Consider the following 16082-nt stretch of genomic DNA (forward strand, 5'->3'; position numbering starts at 1 on the left):
TTCGACGAGTAATTTACCGAAATAAGCACAACATCAAACAGGAAAAATTGTACCATTAAAATAAAAGTTTCGCAATAGGAAACTTAGTCAATCTTCTCAACTTGTGAGAAATCGAGCTCTACTTTCGTTTCACGACCGAACATATCGACAGAAACTTTCATTTTTTCAGCTTCTGTTTCAAGCTCTTCGATCGTACCTTCCAGGTTCGCAAAGACACCTTCTTTGATCCGTACGATTTGTCCCATTGTAAAGTCATAACGACTCTTCATGTCGACAAGTCCCATTGATCCGAGAATGTTTTCTGCTTCTTCAGGAAGAAGTGGTGTCGGTTTCGAACCGCCGCCGACCGAACCGAGGAATCCCGTGACGTTCGGTGTGTTACGGACGACATACCAAGAATCATCCGTCATGACCATCTCGACGAGGACATACCCCGGGAAGATCTTGATTTCACGTTCCTTGATTTTCGTTTCACCTTTTTTGTTTGTTACTTCTTCCTGTACCGTTTCGATTGGAACGAGTACACGGAAGATTTTCTCGTCCATGTTCATAGATTCAATCCGACGTTCAAGATTTGCCTTGACGTTATTTTCGAATCCAGAGTACGTCTGGACAACAAACCACTGCTTATCCATGGTACGTCACCTCTTCTTTTTACTTAATCAACCAACTCATGAATGCGCTGAGCCCTGAATCGACACCGAAGATGAAGACACCCATAAAAATGACCATACCGATTACAGTCAGTGTATACTTCGTCAGTTCTTTTCGTTTTGGCCAGCTCGTCTTTTTCAGTTCATTCCATACGTCACGCAAAAATTTCATCGTACTTTCCCTCCAGGATGTATTAAATGGGGACAGATGAAGCCTTATTTCGCTTCTTTATGAATCGTATGCGCGTTACAGCGGCGACAGAACTTCTTCAGTTCCAAGCGGATGCTGACATCCTCTTTTTTCATCGTCGTGTAGTCGCGGGCACCGCAAATATCACAAGCAAGGCCTACTTTCTTCGCCATCTCAAACGACCTCCTTCTTTGCCACTCCTTCTCTTCAAGAAGAGAACCCTCTCTCCAAAAAAGAGCGTAAAAAAAAACGCCTATGAGCGGCGTCTCGCTAGTAAGGCGCTATTTATACAGTAGCACACCCGGATACCGGGGTCAATCCACCTCTCGATCAGACCGTCAGTTTTCGCGCTTCTAGATACCGTTCCAGCTTTTTCTTTACGCGTTGAAGGGCATTATCGATGGACTTGATATGACGATCGAGATCGTCGGAAATTTCTTGATAGGTTCTTCCGTCGAGATAAAGCGCAAGCACCTTGCGTTCCAGATCACTGAGAATCTCATCCATCTTGCTTTCGATATCCGCATACTCTTCCCGGTTGACGATCAACACTTGCGGATCCGACGGGGCGGTCGATGTAATGATATCGAGCAACGTCCGTTCCGACTCATCATCGTAAATCGGTTTATCAAGCGAAATGTATGAATTAAGCGGGATATGTTTTTGACGTGTCGCGGTTTTAATCGCCGTAATCATCTGCCGGGTAATACACAGTTCAGCAAACCCTTTAAAGGAAGCCAGCTTATCCGTCCGATAATCCCGGACTGCCTTATACAGACCAATCATGCCTTCTTGGATGATATCTTCGCGGTCCGCTCCGATCAAAAAGTAAGACCGTGCTTTTGCACGCACAAAGTTCCGATACCGCTCGATCAGAAATTCGAGCGCATCACTGTTGTCAAATACCTTCGCCTGTTCCACAAGCGCCTCATCGGTCATGCACTCAAACTGGTCGAACGAAACCAAACTCATCCGTCATCCCTCCAAGCTTCTCTAACAAACTAATCGATTGTTTCTAATTATACAATAATTTCCTGCCCTGCGACAATGAAAATTGGCATGACCTCTTTTTTGTTCCTGGAATGACCGGAACACCTCACGCACCCGGATCAAAAAAAGCGGATTCCACGACTGCATCGTGAATCCGCTTTTCCGTTTTCATCATGAATCTGAATTTTTGCGCCGCCGGATTTCTTCGAGCCGTTCAATGACATCAGCCGGCATATCGATTGTCGAACGTGGTTTTTGACTCGTTTTTGACGTAATGGTCTGTCCGCGGATCACGGCGACCGCCGCTTTCCAGTCCCGGCGCAGTTCCTGTGCTGAAACCCGTAAGGCACCGAGTGTGAAGATGACCCATTGTTCGGTGAAATCGTTTGTTGCGACCGTCAGTTTAACCCGGATATCCTGTAACCATTCCGCTGCTGTTTTTTCAATCCATTCATCCGCCGTTTCGTTTTCCCGTGTGTAAATGACTTCGATACCGCTTTTCTTAATTCGGGATTCCCGTCCCGGTTGCAGATAGGCATCAAAGACGATCGTCACACTGATTCCCGTCACGGCTTGGTACTCGGCCATCGCATCGACCAATCGTTCCCGTGCTAATTCAAAATCCTGCTCCCGCAATGTCCGGAACTCCGGCCATGCGCCAATGATATTGTAGCCATCAACGATCAGACGGTCGTATTTCATCGCGAATACGGCTTTCTTGTCCGGTAGACCTCATATAACAACAATGAGGCGGCAACGGATGCGTTGAGTGACGTGACGTGTCCTGCCATCGGGAGATGGACGAGGAAATCGCATTTTTCGCGGACAAGCCGACTCATGCCTTTTCCTTCGCTGCCGATGACGATTCCAAGCGGCATCGTTCCGTCGAGCGTCCGGTAGTCATCGCTCTCGCGGGCATCCGTTCCGACGAACCAGATTCCTTTTTTCTTTAAATCTTCCATTGTCCGTGTCAGGTTCGTGACACGTACGACCGGGATGTGCTCGATGGCCCCTGTCGAAGCTTTCGCGACGACTTGCGTCAATCCGACGGACCGGCGTTTCGGAATGATGATTCCGTGGGCCCCGACAGCATCTGCCGTCCGGAGAATCGATCCGAGATTATGCGGGTCTTCGAGTTCATCGAGTAAAATCATCAACGGCGTCTCGTCTTTTTTTTCTGCAAGAGCAAAAATATCATCGAGTTCTGCATACTCGTAAGCCGCGACGGCCGCGACGACACCCTGGTGGTTGTCACTTCCCGTCAGACCATGTAATTTGGAACGTGGAACGATCTGTGTCTGGACTCCGGCCTCTTTCGCCATCGCATGGATGACGGCAAGCGGTCCTTTCTGCTGTCCTTCCTGAATGAAGAGCTTGTTCATCTCCCGACCTGACCGCAATGCTTCGAGAACAGGGTTCCGTCCGTACAGGAAGTCTTGTCCTTCCGCGAGCGGTTCAATCACGACCTCTTCCTGTTTGGTTTCAACCTTCTTCTGTTTCGGCTTTTCGCTATGCGGCTTGTCTTTTTGTTTTCGTGCCGGCTGGAACGATTTATTTTCCGTCCGCTGCTTCGGCTTCGAGTAATTCGAACGCTTGTCCGATGAGTTCTTCAAGACGATCCCCTCCTTCTGCAAGATAGATATATCCAAGCAATGCTTCAAACGCCGTAGCATAACGGTACGTATGAACGTCCGTACTTTTCGGGACAGAACCGGATTTGGCGTTCTTCCCGCGCCGGACGACGGCTTGCTCTTCTTCTGTTAACGTATTTTCATTTAACCAGTGGGTCACGACGAACGCTTGGGCCTGGGCACGGACATACCGGATGGCTGCCTGATGCAGCTCACCCGGTTTGACGAATCCCTTTTCAAGCAACCGTTCCCGGACATGCATTTCGTAGACGACATCGCCCATGTAAGCGAGTGCCAGTGCATTTAATTGTTTGTAGTTCTTCATCCGCGCTTCCACCGCATCCCTTGTGCTGTATCCTCAAGCAAGATGCCTTGGTCGCGCAATTGATCACGGATTGCATCCGCCCGGGCGAAGTCGCGTTCTTTTCGTGCTGTGTCACGATCACGGATCAGCTGTTCCACTTCTTCGTCGAGCAACCCTTTTTCAATCGTCAGGGTCACACCGAGAACCGTCGACAATTCTTGGAAGACTGCCAAGAAACGTTCCAGGACTTCTTTTGCAACTTGATTTTCCCCAAGATAGAGGTTCGCTTCCTTCGACAGGTCAAACAGATCAGTCACGGCATTTGCCGTATTGAAATCATCATCCATCGATGTGACGAAATGCTGTTTGATTTCTTCAATCCGGTTCAACCATTTTTCTGTTGCCGTTCCGAGGTCAGCTGTCATCGTCAGACGATGTTCAACGTTTGCGACCGATTCGCGGATTCGTGCCAACCCGTTTGCCGCCTGATCAATCAGGTCACGGCTGTAGTTGATTGGATGACGGTACTGGACCGACAGCATGAAGAAACGCAAGACCATCGGATCGACCGCTTGAATCGCTTCGTGGACCGTCAGGAAGTTACCGAGTGATTTGGACATCTTTTCATTTTCGATATTGAGGAATCCGTTATGCATCCAGTAGTTCGCAAACTTTTGGGAATTGCAGGCTTCCGATTGGGCAATCTCATTTTCATGGTGCGGGAATTTAAGATCCTGTCCGCCGGCATGAATATCAATCGTATCTCCGAGATATTTTTTCGCCATCGCCGAGCACTCGATGTGCCAACCGGGACGTCCTTCTCCCCATGGACTCGTCCATGCCGGTTCACCCGGTTTTGCCGCTTTCCATAAGACGAAATCAAGCGGATCTTCTTTTTTCTCACCGACCTCGATCCGGGCCCCTGAACGGAGTTCGTCAATCGACTGTTGGCTCAATTGACCGTAATCTTTAAAGCTGCGTGTCCGGAAGTACACATCTCCGCTTGACGCGTAAGCATTTCCTTTTTTGACGAGTACTTCGATGAAGGCGATGATATCGTCCATCGTTTCCGTGACGAGCGGATGAATATCCGCTTTTTGGACATTTAACGCCCCTGTATCCGCGTGATAGGCTTCGATGAATCGTTTTGTCAGTGCGTGGTAATCTTCTCCGAGCTCATTTGCTGTCCGGATGATTTTATCGTCAACATCCGTGAAGTTCGAGACATACTTGACGTCGTAGCCCCGGTACGTAAAGTAGCGGCGGACTGTATCGAAGACGATGGCCGGACGGGCATTTCCGATATGGATGTAGTTATAGACAGTCGGTCCACAGACGTACATCTTGACCTTTCCTTCTTCAAGCGGTTTAAACGGTTCCTTTTTTCCGGTCATGCTGTTGTAAAGTTGTATCATGGCGGTGTCCTCCTTTTATTCGTTCAATCTCATATTTTAATTGTTCAAGTTCCAGTTCAACCCGTTCCTGGCATTCACGAACCGGATCGGGTAATTGATGATCAAGCGGTGCATCGACCTTGATACCGTCCTGTATCACGACACGTCCGGGAATACCGACAACGGTCGCATTGGACGGTACGTCTTTTAAAACGACGGAGCTTGCACCAATCTTCGACGAATCACCAATCGTGATATCACCGAGTACGCGTGCTCCGGCGGATACGAGGACACCATTTCCGAGTGTCGGATGCCGTTTGCCCGTTTCTTTCCCTGTTCCCCCGAGTGTCACACCTTGGAACAACGTGACATCGTCGCCGATAATCGCTGTTTCGCCGATGACGACGCCCATACCGTGATCAATGAAGAAACGACGTCCGATCGTCGCACCGGGATGAATTTCGATTCCTGTCAGGAACCGACTGAATTGCGATAGCATTCGGGCGGCGAGATGCAGATTCATTTTCCACATACGGTGGGCTAACCGGTGCATCCAGACAGCGTGTAACCCCGGATAAGTCAAGACGACTTCTATCGTACTCCGGGCTGCCGGATCCTGTTTAAATACATTGCGGATATCTTCACGCATCCGTGTCATGTTTGTTCTCCTCTCCATAAGAAAAAGCGCCTCCGTGCATCGCTGCACAGAGACGCCAATCAGCGCGGTCCCACTCTGTTTGGATGAACGAATCATCCCTCTCCGGTCCGTTAACGCCGGAGATACGTCTACGCCTACTCTCACTGATTTCGGGTAGCACTCAGAGGGGCATTTCGAGAGCGCGTCCGTTCAAGCTTTCTCACCACTCAAGCTCGTCTCTGTACAACGGACATCGTTCCTACTTTCCTCATCTACGCTTTATTTTATGCGTCCAGACGCGCAAGTACGCGATCTTTTCCTAATAATTGAATCGTGTTCGGAAGCTCTGGTCCGTGTGTTTGTCCGGTCGTTGCGACACGGATTGGCATGAACAGATTTTTTCCTTTTTGTCCGGTTGCTTTTTGAGTGGCTTTGATCGCCCCTTTGATCGCTTCCGGTGTCCATTCTTCAAGTGTCCGCAATTGGCTTGCGAATTCACTTAAGACAGCAGGAACAGTTTCTCCTGCCAAGACAGTGTTTGCTTCTTCATCATACACCAGTTCATCCTCAAAGAACATCTCTGAAAGCTCGACGATTTCCGCACCGTGCGTCATCTGTTCCCGGTATAATCCGACCAGGTTTTGTGCCCAGACAAGCTCTTCTTCCGTCGGTTCGCTTGAAACGCGTCCCGCGTCCTGCAGGAACGGCAGACTTGCTTCGAATACTTCTTCGAACGATTGGTGTTTCATGTATTGACCATTGATCCAAGCCAGTTTTTGTTGATCAAAGACAGCCGGACTTTTCGAAAGACGGGATGCATCGAAAATCTCGATGAACTCTTCTTTCGTGAAAATTTCCTGTTCGCCGACCGGTGACCAGCCAAGCAACGTCACGAAGTTGAGTAACGCTTCCGGCAAGTAACCGAGATCTTTATACTGCTCGATGTATTGAATGATCGACTGATCACGTTTCGACAGCTTTTTGTGTTCTTCGTTGACGATGAGCGTCATGTGACCGAACGTCGGATAGTCCCAGCCGAACGCATCGTAAATCATCATCTGCTTCGGTGTGTTCGAGATATGGTCGTCTCCGCGAAGGACGTGGCTGATCGCCATCAAGTGGTCATCCACGACAACCGCAAAGTTGTACGTCGGGATGCCGTCTTTTTTGACGATGACCCAGTCGCCGAAGTCTTTGGATTCGAACGAAACATCTTCTTTGACGATATCGTTCCATGTGTAGGTGACGCTTTCCGGTACACGGATTCGAATCGACGGTGTCCGCCCTTCAGCCACGAACGCTTCTTCCTGTTCCTGCGTCAAATTCCGGTGAGCACCTGAGTAACGTGGTGCTTCGCCGCGGGCAATTTGTGCTTCCCGTTCTGCTTCAAGCTCTTCCGATGTCATGTAGCACCGGTAAGCCAATCCTTTTTCAAGTAACTCGTCGGTATACTTTTCGTATAGATCGAGTCGCTCCATTTGGAAATAAGGACCGTACTCGCCGCCGCGACCTGGACCTTCATCCCAGTCGATGCCGAGCCATTCGAGGTACTTCATCTGACTTTCCACACCACCGTCGATGTTTCGTTTCTGATCCGTATCCTCAATCCGTAAAATCATCTTGCCGCCTGCATGTCGTGCAAACAGGTAGTTAAATAATGCTGTTCGTGCATTCCCAATATGAAGGTGTCCCGTTGGACTTGGTGCATAACGTACACGTACTTCTGCCATTACCGATCCACTCCTTTAGTCTAAAATTCGCTTACCTAGTATACCTTATTCTTCGATTCGTTTCAGCAAAATCACAGCCTGACATGCGATTCCTTCTTCACGTCCCGTAAAGCCGAGCCATTCCGTCGTCGTAGCCTTGACGTTGATCTGTTCGATATCCGCTTCCAGCAGCTCTGCGATCCGTGCCCGCATCGTATCGATGTAAGGACGTAACTTTGGTGCTTGTGCAATAACAGTCGCATCTAAATTCCCCAGCTCATAGCCTTGTGCTTTGACTAAAGCATAGACGTGTTGCAACAACTTTGCCGAATCAGCATCTTTAAATTCCGGATCCGTATCGGGGAAGTGTTTCCCGATATCCCCGGCTGCGATGGCACCGAATGCCGCGTCCGCAATCGTATGTAACAAGACGTCGGCATCCGAGTGCCCGAGTAATCCTTTCGTATGTGGAATCTCGATTCCACCTAAAATCAGCTTACGATCCTCTGCAAAGGCATGTACATCAAATCCTTGTCCAATTCGAATCATCATCATTTCCCCCGTTTCGTTAAAATAGCTTCTCCAAACAATAAATCGTCCGGTGTCGTCACTTTAATGTTCTCGTATTGTCCGGTAACCCAAGTCACCGTTCCTCCGTCCCATTCTATCAAACTTGCGTCATCCGTACCTAAAAATTCCGTTGCCGCTTTGGCATGGATGCTTCGGATCGTCTCTAGCTTAAAGGCTTGCGGTGTTTGAGCAGCCATTAATTGCTCCCGAGGAACCGTCTCGACAATCGTGTCGCCGTCAATCCGTTTGACGGTATCCTTAATCGGTACACCTAAAATTGCAGCGCCGGTCCGTTCCGCTGCTTCGACGACCTGATGAATCGATGCAATCGTCACGAATGGTCGTGCCCCGTCATGAATCAAGACGATTCCGGACTCCGTCAACGCTTCCAGACCACGCTGGACGCTTTCCTGGCGTTCACGTCCGCCCGGGACAAGACGGATTGGTGTCTTATAGGGTGCTGTAATGCGTTCGAACCAGGACTGCTCGGCTGGATTGATCGCGAGAATGATTTCAAGACAAGCCGGATCCTGTTCAAAAACGTCAAGTGTCCACTCGATGATGGAACGATTTCGTAACATCAGCATCAACTTGTTCCGATCGGCCCCCATCCGTTTCCCTGCGCCGGCAGCCGGAATGACGATCCGGTATGTGTGCTCTTTCATGTAGTTCCCTCTTTTCTCATAAGTAAAGACTGCCAAAATAGATTTGGCAGTCCGCTGGTTATTTTTCTTGTGGTTTCGCAAAAATCATTCGTCCGGCAGACGTCTGTAACACACTGGTCACGACAACACCAACCGTTTTTGAAATCAAGTGTTTTCCTTCTTCGACGACGACCATCGTGCCATCCTCCAGATACGCAATTCCTTGTTTTTGTTCTTTTCCTTCTTTAATCACAAGGACTGTCATCTCTTCACCGGGAATGACGACCTGTTTGACAGCGTTCGCCAAATCATTGATGTTCAAGACCGGTACGTTCCGCACTTCGCAGACTTTATTTAAGTTGTAGTCGTTCGTGACGACAATGCCTTTCATCAGCTCAGCCAGTTTAATCAACTTGATGTCGACTTCCGGAACATCCTCAAAGTCTCCGTCATAAATCTCGACTTCCATGCCGGGAATCGATTGGAGTTCTTTAAGAACATCAAGCCCGCGGCGACCACGGTTTCGCTTCAACGTATCCGATGAATCCGCAATATACTGCAACTCGCCGATCACGAATTGCGGAACAATCAGTTTGCCTTCGACGAATCCGGTTTTCGCGATATCGGTAATCCGGCCGTCGATGATGACACTCGTATCCAGGACTTTACTGTTCGACTTTGCGACAACGACGGGCTCAGCCGCTTTTTTCTCCGACTGATTGTTACTGTTACGCAAGAAGACTTTCGTCAGTTCGTGACGTTTCCGGTACCCGACCGTAAATCCGAGGTATCCGAACAAAACTGCGACAATCACAGTCAACACATTACTGAGTAATGGAATACCGACCAGTTCAATCAGCATACTGACAAGAAAAGCCATGACAAGGCCAACCAATAAGCCGAATGTGCCGAAAAATAAATCGGCGACCGGTGCTTTCACTAACTTTTCTTCTAAAAACCGGAGAAGTCGAATCACAGAATCCGTAATGAATAATCCAATTAATAAAAATATGAGTGCACCAATCGTTCCTGTTACGTATGTGGTCATCAACCATTCCGGGAAAGCCATCTTCGTCGCTGCTTCAATCAGTTGAAATAATTGAGGAAGCAACAAGATACCAAGCGCAAGACCTAATAACGCAAAAAAGATCCTGATGACGATTTTCAATCTTCCCACCTCCTTTTATTATTTTAAGTTCATTGTAACATGTATTTATTTGAATCACCTACGCCTTAGGATGGGGAAACTGTTTACATGTCTGTTACATCTTCCCCATCTTTTGCCGTAGTTGAAACCGCTTAAAACGGAATTGTTTCCCGCAATGCTTCATCGACACTTTCGACGCCGATGACCGTGATGCCGGGCGGATACGTCCATCCACCGAGGTTGTTCTTCGGAATGATCGCACGTGTGAAGCCAAGCTTCGCCGCTTCCGCGACACGCTGTTCAATCCGTGAGACGCGTCGGACTTCACCGGTCAATCCGACTTCACCGATAACAACATCCGTCGGTCGTGTCGGCTTATCGCGGAAACTCGAAGCGACCGCCACACAAATCGCTAAATCGATTGCTGGTTCATCGAGTTTGACGCCACCCGCTGCCTTGAGATAGGCATCTTGTGTCTGCAGCAACAAGCCCGATCGTTTTTCCAAAACAGCCATCAGTAACGCGACTTTATTTTGATCGATCCCCGTTGCCATGCGACGCGGGTTCCCGAACGAGGTCGGCGAAATCAAGGCTTGTAGTTCCACCAATACCGTCCGCGTCCCTTCCATCGAAGCGACAATTGTTGAACCGGATACACCGGATGTCCGTTCTTCGAGGAAAATCTCCGACGGATTCAAGACTTCTTCAAGACCCGATTCGCGCATTTCAAAAATCCCGATTTCATTCGTCGAACCGAATCGGTTTTTAACAGCCCGCAAAATCCGGAACGTGTGATGGCGCTCTCCTTCGAAGTACAAAACGGCATCCACCATATGCTCAAGCAGACGAGGTCCGGCAATCGATCCTTGTTTCGTCACGTGACCGACGATGAAGATGGCGATTCCACGACTTTTGGCGATTTTCATCAGCATCGCCGTACATTCCCGGACTTGCGTGACACTACCCGGCGCTGATTGGATTTCATCAATATAGACGGTTTGAATCGAATCGATGATCAAAAAGGCCGGGTTTTCTTCATCGACGACACGCTCAATCATATTCATATCCGTCTCACTTAAGACAAACAGATCCTGCGTCGGTAATCCGAGTCGTTCCGCCCGCAATTTCGTTTGCTTAAGCGATTCCTCACCCGAAATATACAGAACCTTCTCCCCGCGTGCGGCGAGACGTGCGCTCGTCTGAAGTAAAATTGTCGACTTCCCGATTCCCGGGTCTCCTCCGACAAGTACCATCGAACCGGGGACGATTCCACCACCGAGGACCCGGTCAAATTCACCGCTGCCGGTGAAGACACGACTTTCCTCCTGTGACAGGATATTCGATAAACGTTCCGGTTTTAATTGTTTAGTCGTCGTATGCACAAAAGCAGAACCCCGCCGTGCTTTTTTCTCTTCGACGACTTCTTCGACCATCGTGTTCCATTCGCCACAGCCGGAGCAACGACCCATCCATTTCGGAGATTCCGTTCCACAACTCTGGCAGACAAATTTCGTCTTTATTTTAGCCAAGCGATTCATCCTTTCTTTTTATCAAGAAAAAAATCCAGCTTTCGCCTCATACTTGCGAAAGCTGGACCCTGTTGATCAATTATTCGGTCGTTGCTGGTTCAGCTTGATGACGGCGGACGATGAATTCACCATTTTCGACATCAAGTGCCACCCGCTCACCTTTTTGAATATCGCCTGCGAGCAATGCTTCTGACAAGCGGTCTTCTGCTTCCCGTTGAAGGGCACGACGGATTGGACGGGCTCCGTATTCCGGATCATATCCGATATCCGCGATTTTCGAGAGCGCAGCCGGCGTCAACTCGAAATGAACCTGTTGTTCTGCAAGGCGTTTCTCAAGCGTTTTCGCCATGAGTTTTACGATTTCTTCGATGTGTTTCTTCTCAAGTGAGTGGAAGACGATTGTTTCGTCAATCCGGTTCAAGAATTCAGGACGGAAGGCGCGTTTCAACTCTTCCATGACTTTACCCTTCATGTCTTTGTACTCACGATCCGTATCATCGGAGACCGCAAAACCAACATATTTATTTCGTTTAAGAGCACTTGCTCCGACGTTTGACGTCATGACGATGATCGTATTACGGAAGTCGACAGTCCGACCTTTTGAATCCGTTAAGCGACCGTCGTCAAGCACTTGAAGTAAGATGTTGAAGACTTCAGGGTGTGCTTTCTCGATTTCATCAAGCAGTATGACGGAATATGGTTTCCGGCGTACTTTCTCAGTTAACTGACCGCCTTCTTCATATCCGACATATCCCGGAGGAGAACCGACAAGGCGACTTGTCGCATGTTTCTCCATGTACTCGGACATATCGATCCGGATGATCGCATCTTCGTCACCGAACATCGCTTCTGCGACAGCCCGGGCAAGTTCCGTTTTACCGACACCGGTTGGTCCGAGGAAGATGAATGAACCAATCGGACGTTTCGGATCTTTTAAGCCGGCACGTGCACGACGGATGGCTTTTGAAATCGATTTAACGGCTTCGTTTTGACCGATGACACGTCCATGAAGAATTTCTTCGAGGCGAAGCAGACGATCTGTCTCTTCTTCCGCGATCTTCGTGACCGGAACACCTGTCCAGTTGGCGACGACTTGGGCGATATCGTCTTTTGTCACTTCCAGTTTCTCGTTGCCTTGCTTGTTCTGCCATTCTTCTTTTAAGCGTTCGAGTTCATCCCGTAATTTTTGTTCTGTATCACGGAGACTGGCTGCTTTTTCGAATTCCTGGCTTTGAACGGCTTCATCTTTATCTTTGCGAATACCTTCAAGCTTCGCTTCGACTTCTTTTAAGTTCGGTGGTGCTGTATAAGAACGTAAACGGACTTTTGAAGCCGCTTCGTCAATCAAGTCGATTGCTTTATCCGGTAGGAAACGATCTGAAATGTAACGGTCCGAGAGTGTAACGGCTTCTTGGATCGCTTCATCCGTGATTGTCACACGATGGTGCGCTTCATAACGGTCACGCAGACCGAACAAGATTTGTGTCGCTTCATCCGTTGTCGGTTCAGCTACTTGAATCGGTTGGAAACGACGTTCGAGTGCCGCATCTTTTTCGATGTATTTCCGGTACTCATCGAGTGTTGTCGCTCCGATACACTGGAGTTCTCCGCGGGCAAGTGACGGCTTCAAGATATTCGAAGCATCGATTGCACCTTCTGCTCCACCGGCACCAATCAATGTGTGCAATTCATCGATGAAGAGAATGATGTTTCCGGCCTGACGAATCTCATCCATGACTTTTTTCAAACGGTCTTCGAACTCACCACGGTATTTTGTTCCGGCGACGAGTGTCCCCATATCGAGAACCATGACACGTTTATTCCGTAATGTCTCCGGCACTTCATTATTGATGATTTGTTGGGCAAGACCTTCGACGACGGCTGTTTTACCGACACCGGGTTCTCCGATCAAGACCGGGTTGTTTTTCGTCCGGCGGCTTAAGACTTCAATGACACGTTGAATTTCTTTTGAACGGCCGATGACCGGATCAAGACGTGTTTCCCGTGCTTGTTGCGTTAAGTCGCGTGCGAGACCATCAAGTGTCGGTGTTGCGACGCCAGAGCCGGCTTGTGACGCATTTGCTGTCGTTTCGCTGTTGCCGAGCAATTGAAGTACTTGCTGACGTGCTTTCGAGAGGCTGATGCCAAGGTTGTTTAAGACACGTGCTGCCACGCCTTCTCCTTCACGGATCAAACCAAGTAGAAGGTGTTCTGTTCCGACATAAGAATGACCGAGCTTACGGGCCTCATCCATCGAAAGCTCGATGACTTTTTTAGCGCGTGGTGTATAGTGAATCGTTGTCGCACCGTCTTGGCCGCGACCGATTAAAGCTTCAACTTCCATTTGAATCTTATCTGAACTGAGTCCGAGTGCTGTTAAGGCTTTCGCCGCAATCCCGTCTCCTTCACGTACAAGTCCGAGTAAAATGTGTTCTGTCCCGATATTATGGTGACCAAGACGTACCGCTTCTTCTTGAGCAAGTGCGAGTACGCGTTGAGCACGTTCTGTGAATCGTCCAAACATCATTACGCAAAACCTCCTTGTGTGTGATCCCTGTTTGTCTGTTCGGTTAACATCTGACGAATGATGGTCGCTCGCTCGATGTCCCGTTCTCTTGATGTTAATTGTTTCCCGAAATGCTTTTGTAGAAAACCTGTTTGTAGCGATACAAGCAAATGATGGAACAAGTTCGGCGGAAGTTCGACCTCCAAACCGAGACTGTCCGCTAACCGGACATCGGATAAACGTTCCGTTGCTTCACGGGCCGTAATCAGTCGGGCCGATCGTAAAATTCCGGATGACCGGTAAAGCCGGTCTTCTAGTTCTTCTTGATACGTCTCCAATAATCCTTTTCTTGCTGCTTGTTCTGCTTCAATTAATGCTTCAACGGCAAATTGATAATCCGTAATCAACATGTCTTCACTGGCACCAAGCGTCCGTTGGTTCGACAATTGGAACATCCGGCCGGAAGCATCGCTTCCTTCACCGTAACGCCCACGAATCGCAAAACCGAGCTGCCGCAAGTGTTTAATGTACCCTTGGATTTGATTCGTCAGGACAAGTCCCGGTAAATGCAACATGACTGAAGCCCGCAGACCTGTTCCGACGTTGCTCGGACAGGTCGTCAAATAACCAAGCGTATCATCAAAAGCAATCTTAAAGCGTTCACTGATTAAACGATCGACCTGCTTCGCAACCCGAAATGCTTCTTCCAGCTGTAAACCCGGTAAAAGCGTTTGAATGCGGAAATGATCCTCTTCATTGACCATGACACTGATCTGTTCATCTTCACTTATAAAAAGTCCAGTCCGTGGATGTGTCGCCAGCGCCGGACTAATTAAATGCTTTTCTACTAAAGCAGTCCGGGTTAAAGCATCGACTTGGTCAACCCGTCCAAATTGAAAACCTTTTAACCCCGATAGTTGACGCTCAGTTTCATTGATTAACGCATTTGCCTGATCTTCTGCCATTCTTGTCGAAAATGGATAGTGGGCTACATTACGTGCTAACCGAATTCTGGTTGAAACGACAATATCATCGTAAGGTGCCTGCTGATCCATTTTTTGACTGAGAGGTTGCGTCAAGAGTTCTTCAAACATGGCGCAAATCCTCCTCCACATTTACAATTTGTTGTTTGATGATTTCTGCTTCTTCATAGTCTTCCGATAAGATTTTCCGATTCAACTGTTCCCTGAGTCGACTCAACTGCTGGACCAAACGTTTTTCGACCGACTCTTCTTCAGGACGTGAACCGTAATGTTTCGTATGACCGTGTTGAAACTGACGAATCATCCCGTCGACTTCTTCTTTAAAAAACGAATAGCATGTTGCACAACCAACTTTTCGTAAATGTAAAAGTTGTTGACGTGTCATCCCACATGAAGGACAAGCGGTTTCTTGATAGGCTTTTGCCAATTCTTTTACACAAACCGAACAAAGGATTTGTTCGGTTCCTTCTTGATCTTGTGGAAGTTTGACACGGACGACAGCTTCCCGTTCACCACACCGCTGACAACGCATACACATTCCTCCCGTGTCACAGTCGTTTAATGGTTTGCAAGACGGTTTGCATCAAATGAGCCCGCATACGACGTTGATCTTCAAGTGCCATTGGTAGACTTTCCTTCTGTAGCAACGATTGAATCAAAATCGCTTCCCGTCGTGTCAAAAGTTGCTCATTGATTAAACGAACTAGATAGTCTTCTGCCGCTTGTTCGGTCAAATCGTTTCCAACCCACCGACTAATTTCGTCTAACAGATCATGACTATCTAAAATGACAATCTTTTGAATGCGGATATACCCACCGCCACCACGTTTACTCTCGACAAAGTAACCTTTTTCAATCGTGAAACGCGTGTTGATGACATAATTGATTTGTGAGGGTACACAATCAAATCGTTCTGCAATTTCCTGGCGTTTGATTTCGATTTTTTTCTCATCATGTAAAATCTGCTTTAAATAGGCTTCGATGATATCTGTGATGTTTTGCATGGGCACCACCTCTCTGACCATCTTTGACTATTGTTTGATTTAATAGTAATCATCTTAAAAGTGAAATGCAAACATTTAGCTTTTTAGGGTACACAAAAAAACCGACCTGCAAAATGCAGATCGGTCTCTTACTGGCCTGGCAACGTCCTATCCTCACAGGGGGAAGCCCCCAACTACTTTCGGCGTTCAAG

18 protein-coding genes and 1 other annotated feature are annotated in these 16082 nt (G+C 48.3%); all 18 genes read right to left on the minus strand.

Going from position 1 to position 16082, the window contains the following annotated elements; genetic code table 11:
• Positions 1 to 83: 83 nt before the first annotated feature.
• Positions 84 to 635, minus strand: a complete 552-nt coding sequence (nusG, locus tag ABIC15_RS14295; protein WP_012368995.1) for a transcription termination/antitermination protein NusG — start codon at positions 633 to 635, stop codon at positions 84 to 86.
• 19 nt (positions 636 to 654) lie between these two features.
• Positions 655 to 825 (minus strand): preprotein translocase subunit SecE, encoded by a 171-nt coding sequence (gene secE / locus ABIC15_RS14300; RefSeq protein ID WP_012368994.1) that lies wholly within the window; start codon positions 823 to 825, stop codon positions 655 to 657.
• Between the two features lie 44 nt (positions 826 to 869).
• Positions 870 to 1016, minus strand: coding sequence for a 50S ribosomal protein L33 (gene rpmG, locus ABIC15_RS14305; RefSeq protein ID WP_012368993.1), 147 nt, complete (start codon positions 1014 to 1016; stop codon positions 870 to 872).
• A 157-nt stretch (positions 1017 to 1173) separates the two neighbouring features.
• A complete protein-coding gene (gene sigH, locus ABIC15_RS14310) occupies positions 1174 to 1815 on the minus strand; it encodes an RNA polymerase sporulation sigma factor SigH (RefSeq protein ID WP_354020976.1) in 642 nt (213 codons plus the stop codon).
• 189 nt (positions 1816 to 2004) lie between these two features.
• Complete coding sequence (locus tag ABIC15_RS14315) at positions 2005 to 2535, minus strand: NYN domain-containing protein (RefSeq protein WP_012368991.1); 531 nt, start codon at positions 2533 to 2535, stop codon at positions 2005 to 2007.
• On the minus strand, positions 2532 to 3296 hold the full coding sequence (gene rlmB / locus ABIC15_RS14320; RefSeq protein ID WP_012368990.1) for a 23S rRNA (guanosine(2251)-2'-O)-methyltransferase RlmB: 765 nt from the start codon (positions 3294 to 3296) through the stop codon (positions 2532 to 2534). The genes ABIC15_RS14315 and rlmB overlap by 4 nt, the downstream gene beginning before the upstream one ends.
• Positions 3297 to 3384: 88 nt before the next feature.
• Positions 3385 to 3789 (minus strand): ribonuclease III domain-containing protein, encoded by a 405-nt coding sequence (locus ABIC15_RS14325; RefSeq protein WP_318930441.1) that lies wholly within the window; start codon positions 3787 to 3789, stop codon positions 3385 to 3387.
• Positions 3786 to 5183, minus strand: coding sequence for a cysteine--tRNA ligase (cysS, locus tag ABIC15_RS14330; RefSeq protein WP_354020977.1), 1398 nt, complete (start codon positions 5181 to 5183; stop codon positions 3786 to 3788). Before cysS ends, ABIC15_RS14325 begins: the two co-directional genes overlap by 4 nt.
• Positions 5137 to 5820, minus strand: coding sequence for a serine O-acetyltransferase (gene cysE / locus ABIC15_RS14335; protein ID WP_012368987.1), 684 nt, complete (start codon positions 5818 to 5820; stop codon positions 5137 to 5139). The genes cysS and cysE overlap by 47 nt, the downstream gene beginning before the upstream one ends.
• Positions 5821 to 5865: 45 nt before the next feature.
• Positions 5866 to 6083: a binding site (T-box leader), on the minus strand.
• Complete coding sequence (gltX, locus tag ABIC15_RS14340) at positions 6084 to 7529, minus strand: glutamate--tRNA ligase (RefSeq protein ID WP_354020978.1); 1446 nt, start codon at positions 7527 to 7529, stop codon at positions 6084 to 6086. It abuts the feature before it with no gap.
• A 45-nt stretch (positions 7530 to 7574) separates the two neighbouring features.
• Positions 7575 to 8057, minus strand: a complete 483-nt coding sequence (gene ispF, locus ABIC15_RS14345; RefSeq protein WP_354020979.1) for a 2-C-methyl-D-erythritol 2,4-cyclodiphosphate synthase — start codon at positions 8055 to 8057, stop codon at positions 7575 to 7577.
• A gap of 2 nt (positions 8058 to 8059) precedes the next feature.
• Positions 8060 to 8743 carry a 2-C-methyl-D-erythritol 4-phosphate cytidylyltransferase gene (ispD, locus tag ABIC15_RS14350; RefSeq protein WP_354020980.1) on the minus strand — a complete coding sequence of 228 codons (684 nt, stop codon included), beginning with the start codon at positions 8741 to 8743 and terminating at the stop codon, positions 8060 to 8062.
• A 58-nt stretch (positions 8744 to 8801) separates the two neighbouring features.
• Positions 8802 to 9890 carry a PIN/TRAM domain-containing protein gene (locus ABIC15_RS14355; protein WP_012368983.1) on the minus strand — a complete coding sequence of 363 codons (1089 nt, stop codon included), beginning with the start codon at positions 9888 to 9890 and terminating at the stop codon, positions 8802 to 8804.
• 131 nt (positions 9891 to 10021) lie between these two features.
• Positions 10022 to 11398 (minus strand): DNA repair protein RadA, encoded by a 1377-nt coding sequence (gene radA, locus ABIC15_RS14360; RefSeq protein WP_234944553.1) that lies wholly within the window; start codon positions 11396 to 11398, stop codon positions 10022 to 10024.
• Between the two features lie 79 nt (positions 11399 to 11477).
• Positions 11478 to 13925: an ATP-dependent protease ATP-binding subunit ClpC gene (gene clpC, locus ABIC15_RS14365; RefSeq protein WP_354020981.1), complete on the minus strand. Its 2448-nt coding sequence runs from the start codon at positions 13923 to 13925 to the stop codon at positions 11478 to 11480.
• Positions 13925 to 14998 (minus strand): protein arginine kinase, encoded by a 1074-nt coding sequence (locus tag ABIC15_RS14370; protein WP_318930452.1) that lies wholly within the window; start codon positions 14996 to 14998, stop codon positions 13925 to 13927. The genes clpC and ABIC15_RS14370 overlap by 1 nt, the downstream gene beginning before the upstream one ends.
• The gene (locus tag ABIC15_RS14375) at positions 14991 to 15419 is read right to left on the minus strand and encodes a hypothetical protein (RefSeq protein ID WP_012368979.1); all 429 of its coding nucleotides are present in this window, start codon (positions 15417 to 15419) and stop codon (positions 14991 to 14993) included. Before ABIC15_RS14375 ends, ABIC15_RS14370 begins: the two co-directional genes overlap by 8 nt.
• Before the next feature lie 16 nt (positions 15420 to 15435).
• Positions 15436 to 15891 carry a CtsR family transcriptional regulator gene (locus ABIC15_RS14380; protein WP_012368978.1) on the minus strand — a complete coding sequence of 152 codons (456 nt, stop codon included), beginning with the start codon at positions 15889 to 15891 and terminating at the stop codon, positions 15436 to 15438.
• Between the last annotated feature and the right edge of the window lie 191 nt (positions 15892 to 16082).

The sequence above is a fragment of the Exiguobacterium sp. PvP048 genome, assembly GCF_040549175.1.
In the GTDB taxonomy this organism is placed as follows: domain Bacteria; phylum Bacillota; class Bacilli; order Exiguobacteriales; family Exiguobacteriaceae; genus Exiguobacterium_A; species Exiguobacterium_A artemiae.

What these genes read in the sequence shown, in the direction of transcription:
- ispF (WP_354020979.1), bottom strand. Translation starts at nt 8,057, where the DNA reads ATGATTCGAATTGGACAAGGATTTGATGTACATGCCTTTGCAGAGGAT.
- sigH (WP_354020976.1), bottom strand. Translation starts at nt 1,815, where the DNA reads ATGAGTTTGGTTTCGTTCGACCAGTTTGAGTGCATGACCGATGAGGCG.
- ABIC15_RS14315 (WP_012368991.1), bottom strand. Translation starts at nt 2,535, where the DNA reads ATGAAATACGACCGTCTGATCGTTGATGGCTACAATATCATTGGCGCA.
- ABIC15_RS14325 (WP_318930441.1), bottom strand. Translation starts at nt 3,789, where the DNA reads ATGAAGAACTACAAACAATTAAATGCACTGGCACTCGCTTACATGGGC.
- nusG (WP_012368995.1), bottom strand. Translation starts at nt 635, where the DNA reads ATGGATAAGCAGTGGTTTGTTGTCCAGACGTACTCTGGATTCGAAAAT.
- ABIC15_RS14370 (WP_318930452.1), bottom strand. Translation starts at nt 14,998, where the DNA reads ATGTTTGAAGAACTCTTGACGCAACCTCTCAGTCAAAAAATGGATCAG.
- secE (WP_012368994.1), bottom strand. Translation starts at nt 825, where the DNA reads ATGAAATTTTTGCGTGACGTATGGAATGAACTGAAAAAGACGAGCTGG.
- cysE (WP_012368987.1), bottom strand. Translation starts at nt 5,820, where the DNA reads ATGACACGGATGCGTGAAGATATCCGCAATGTATTTAAACAGGATCCG.
- clpC (WP_354020981.1), bottom strand. Translation starts at nt 13,925, where the DNA reads ATGATGTTTGGACGATTCACAGAACGTGCTCAACGCGTACTCGCACTT.
- rpmG (WP_012368993.1), bottom strand. Translation starts at nt 1,016, where the DNA reads ATGGCGAAGAAAGTAGGCCTTGCTTGTGATATTTGCGGTGCCCGCGAC.
- gltX (WP_354020978.1), bottom strand. Translation starts at nt 7,529, where the DNA reads ATGGCAGAAGTACGTGTACGTTATGCACCAAGTCCAACGGGACACCTT.
- cysS (WP_354020977.1), bottom strand. Translation starts at nt 5,183, where the DNA reads ATGATACAACTTTACAACAGCATGACCGGAAAAAAGGAACCGTTTAAA.
- ABIC15_RS14380 (WP_012368978.1), bottom strand. Translation starts at nt 15,891, where the DNA reads ATGCAAAACATCACAGATATCATCGAAGCCTATTTAAAGCAGATTTTA.
- ABIC15_RS14375 (WP_012368979.1), bottom strand. Translation starts at nt 15,419, where the DNA reads ATGCGTTGTCAGCGGTGTGGTGAACGGGAAGCTGTCGTCCGTGTCAAA.
- ispD (WP_354020980.1), bottom strand. Translation starts at nt 8,743, where the DNA reads ATGAAAGAGCACACATACCGGATCGTCATTCCGGCTGCCGGCGCAGGG.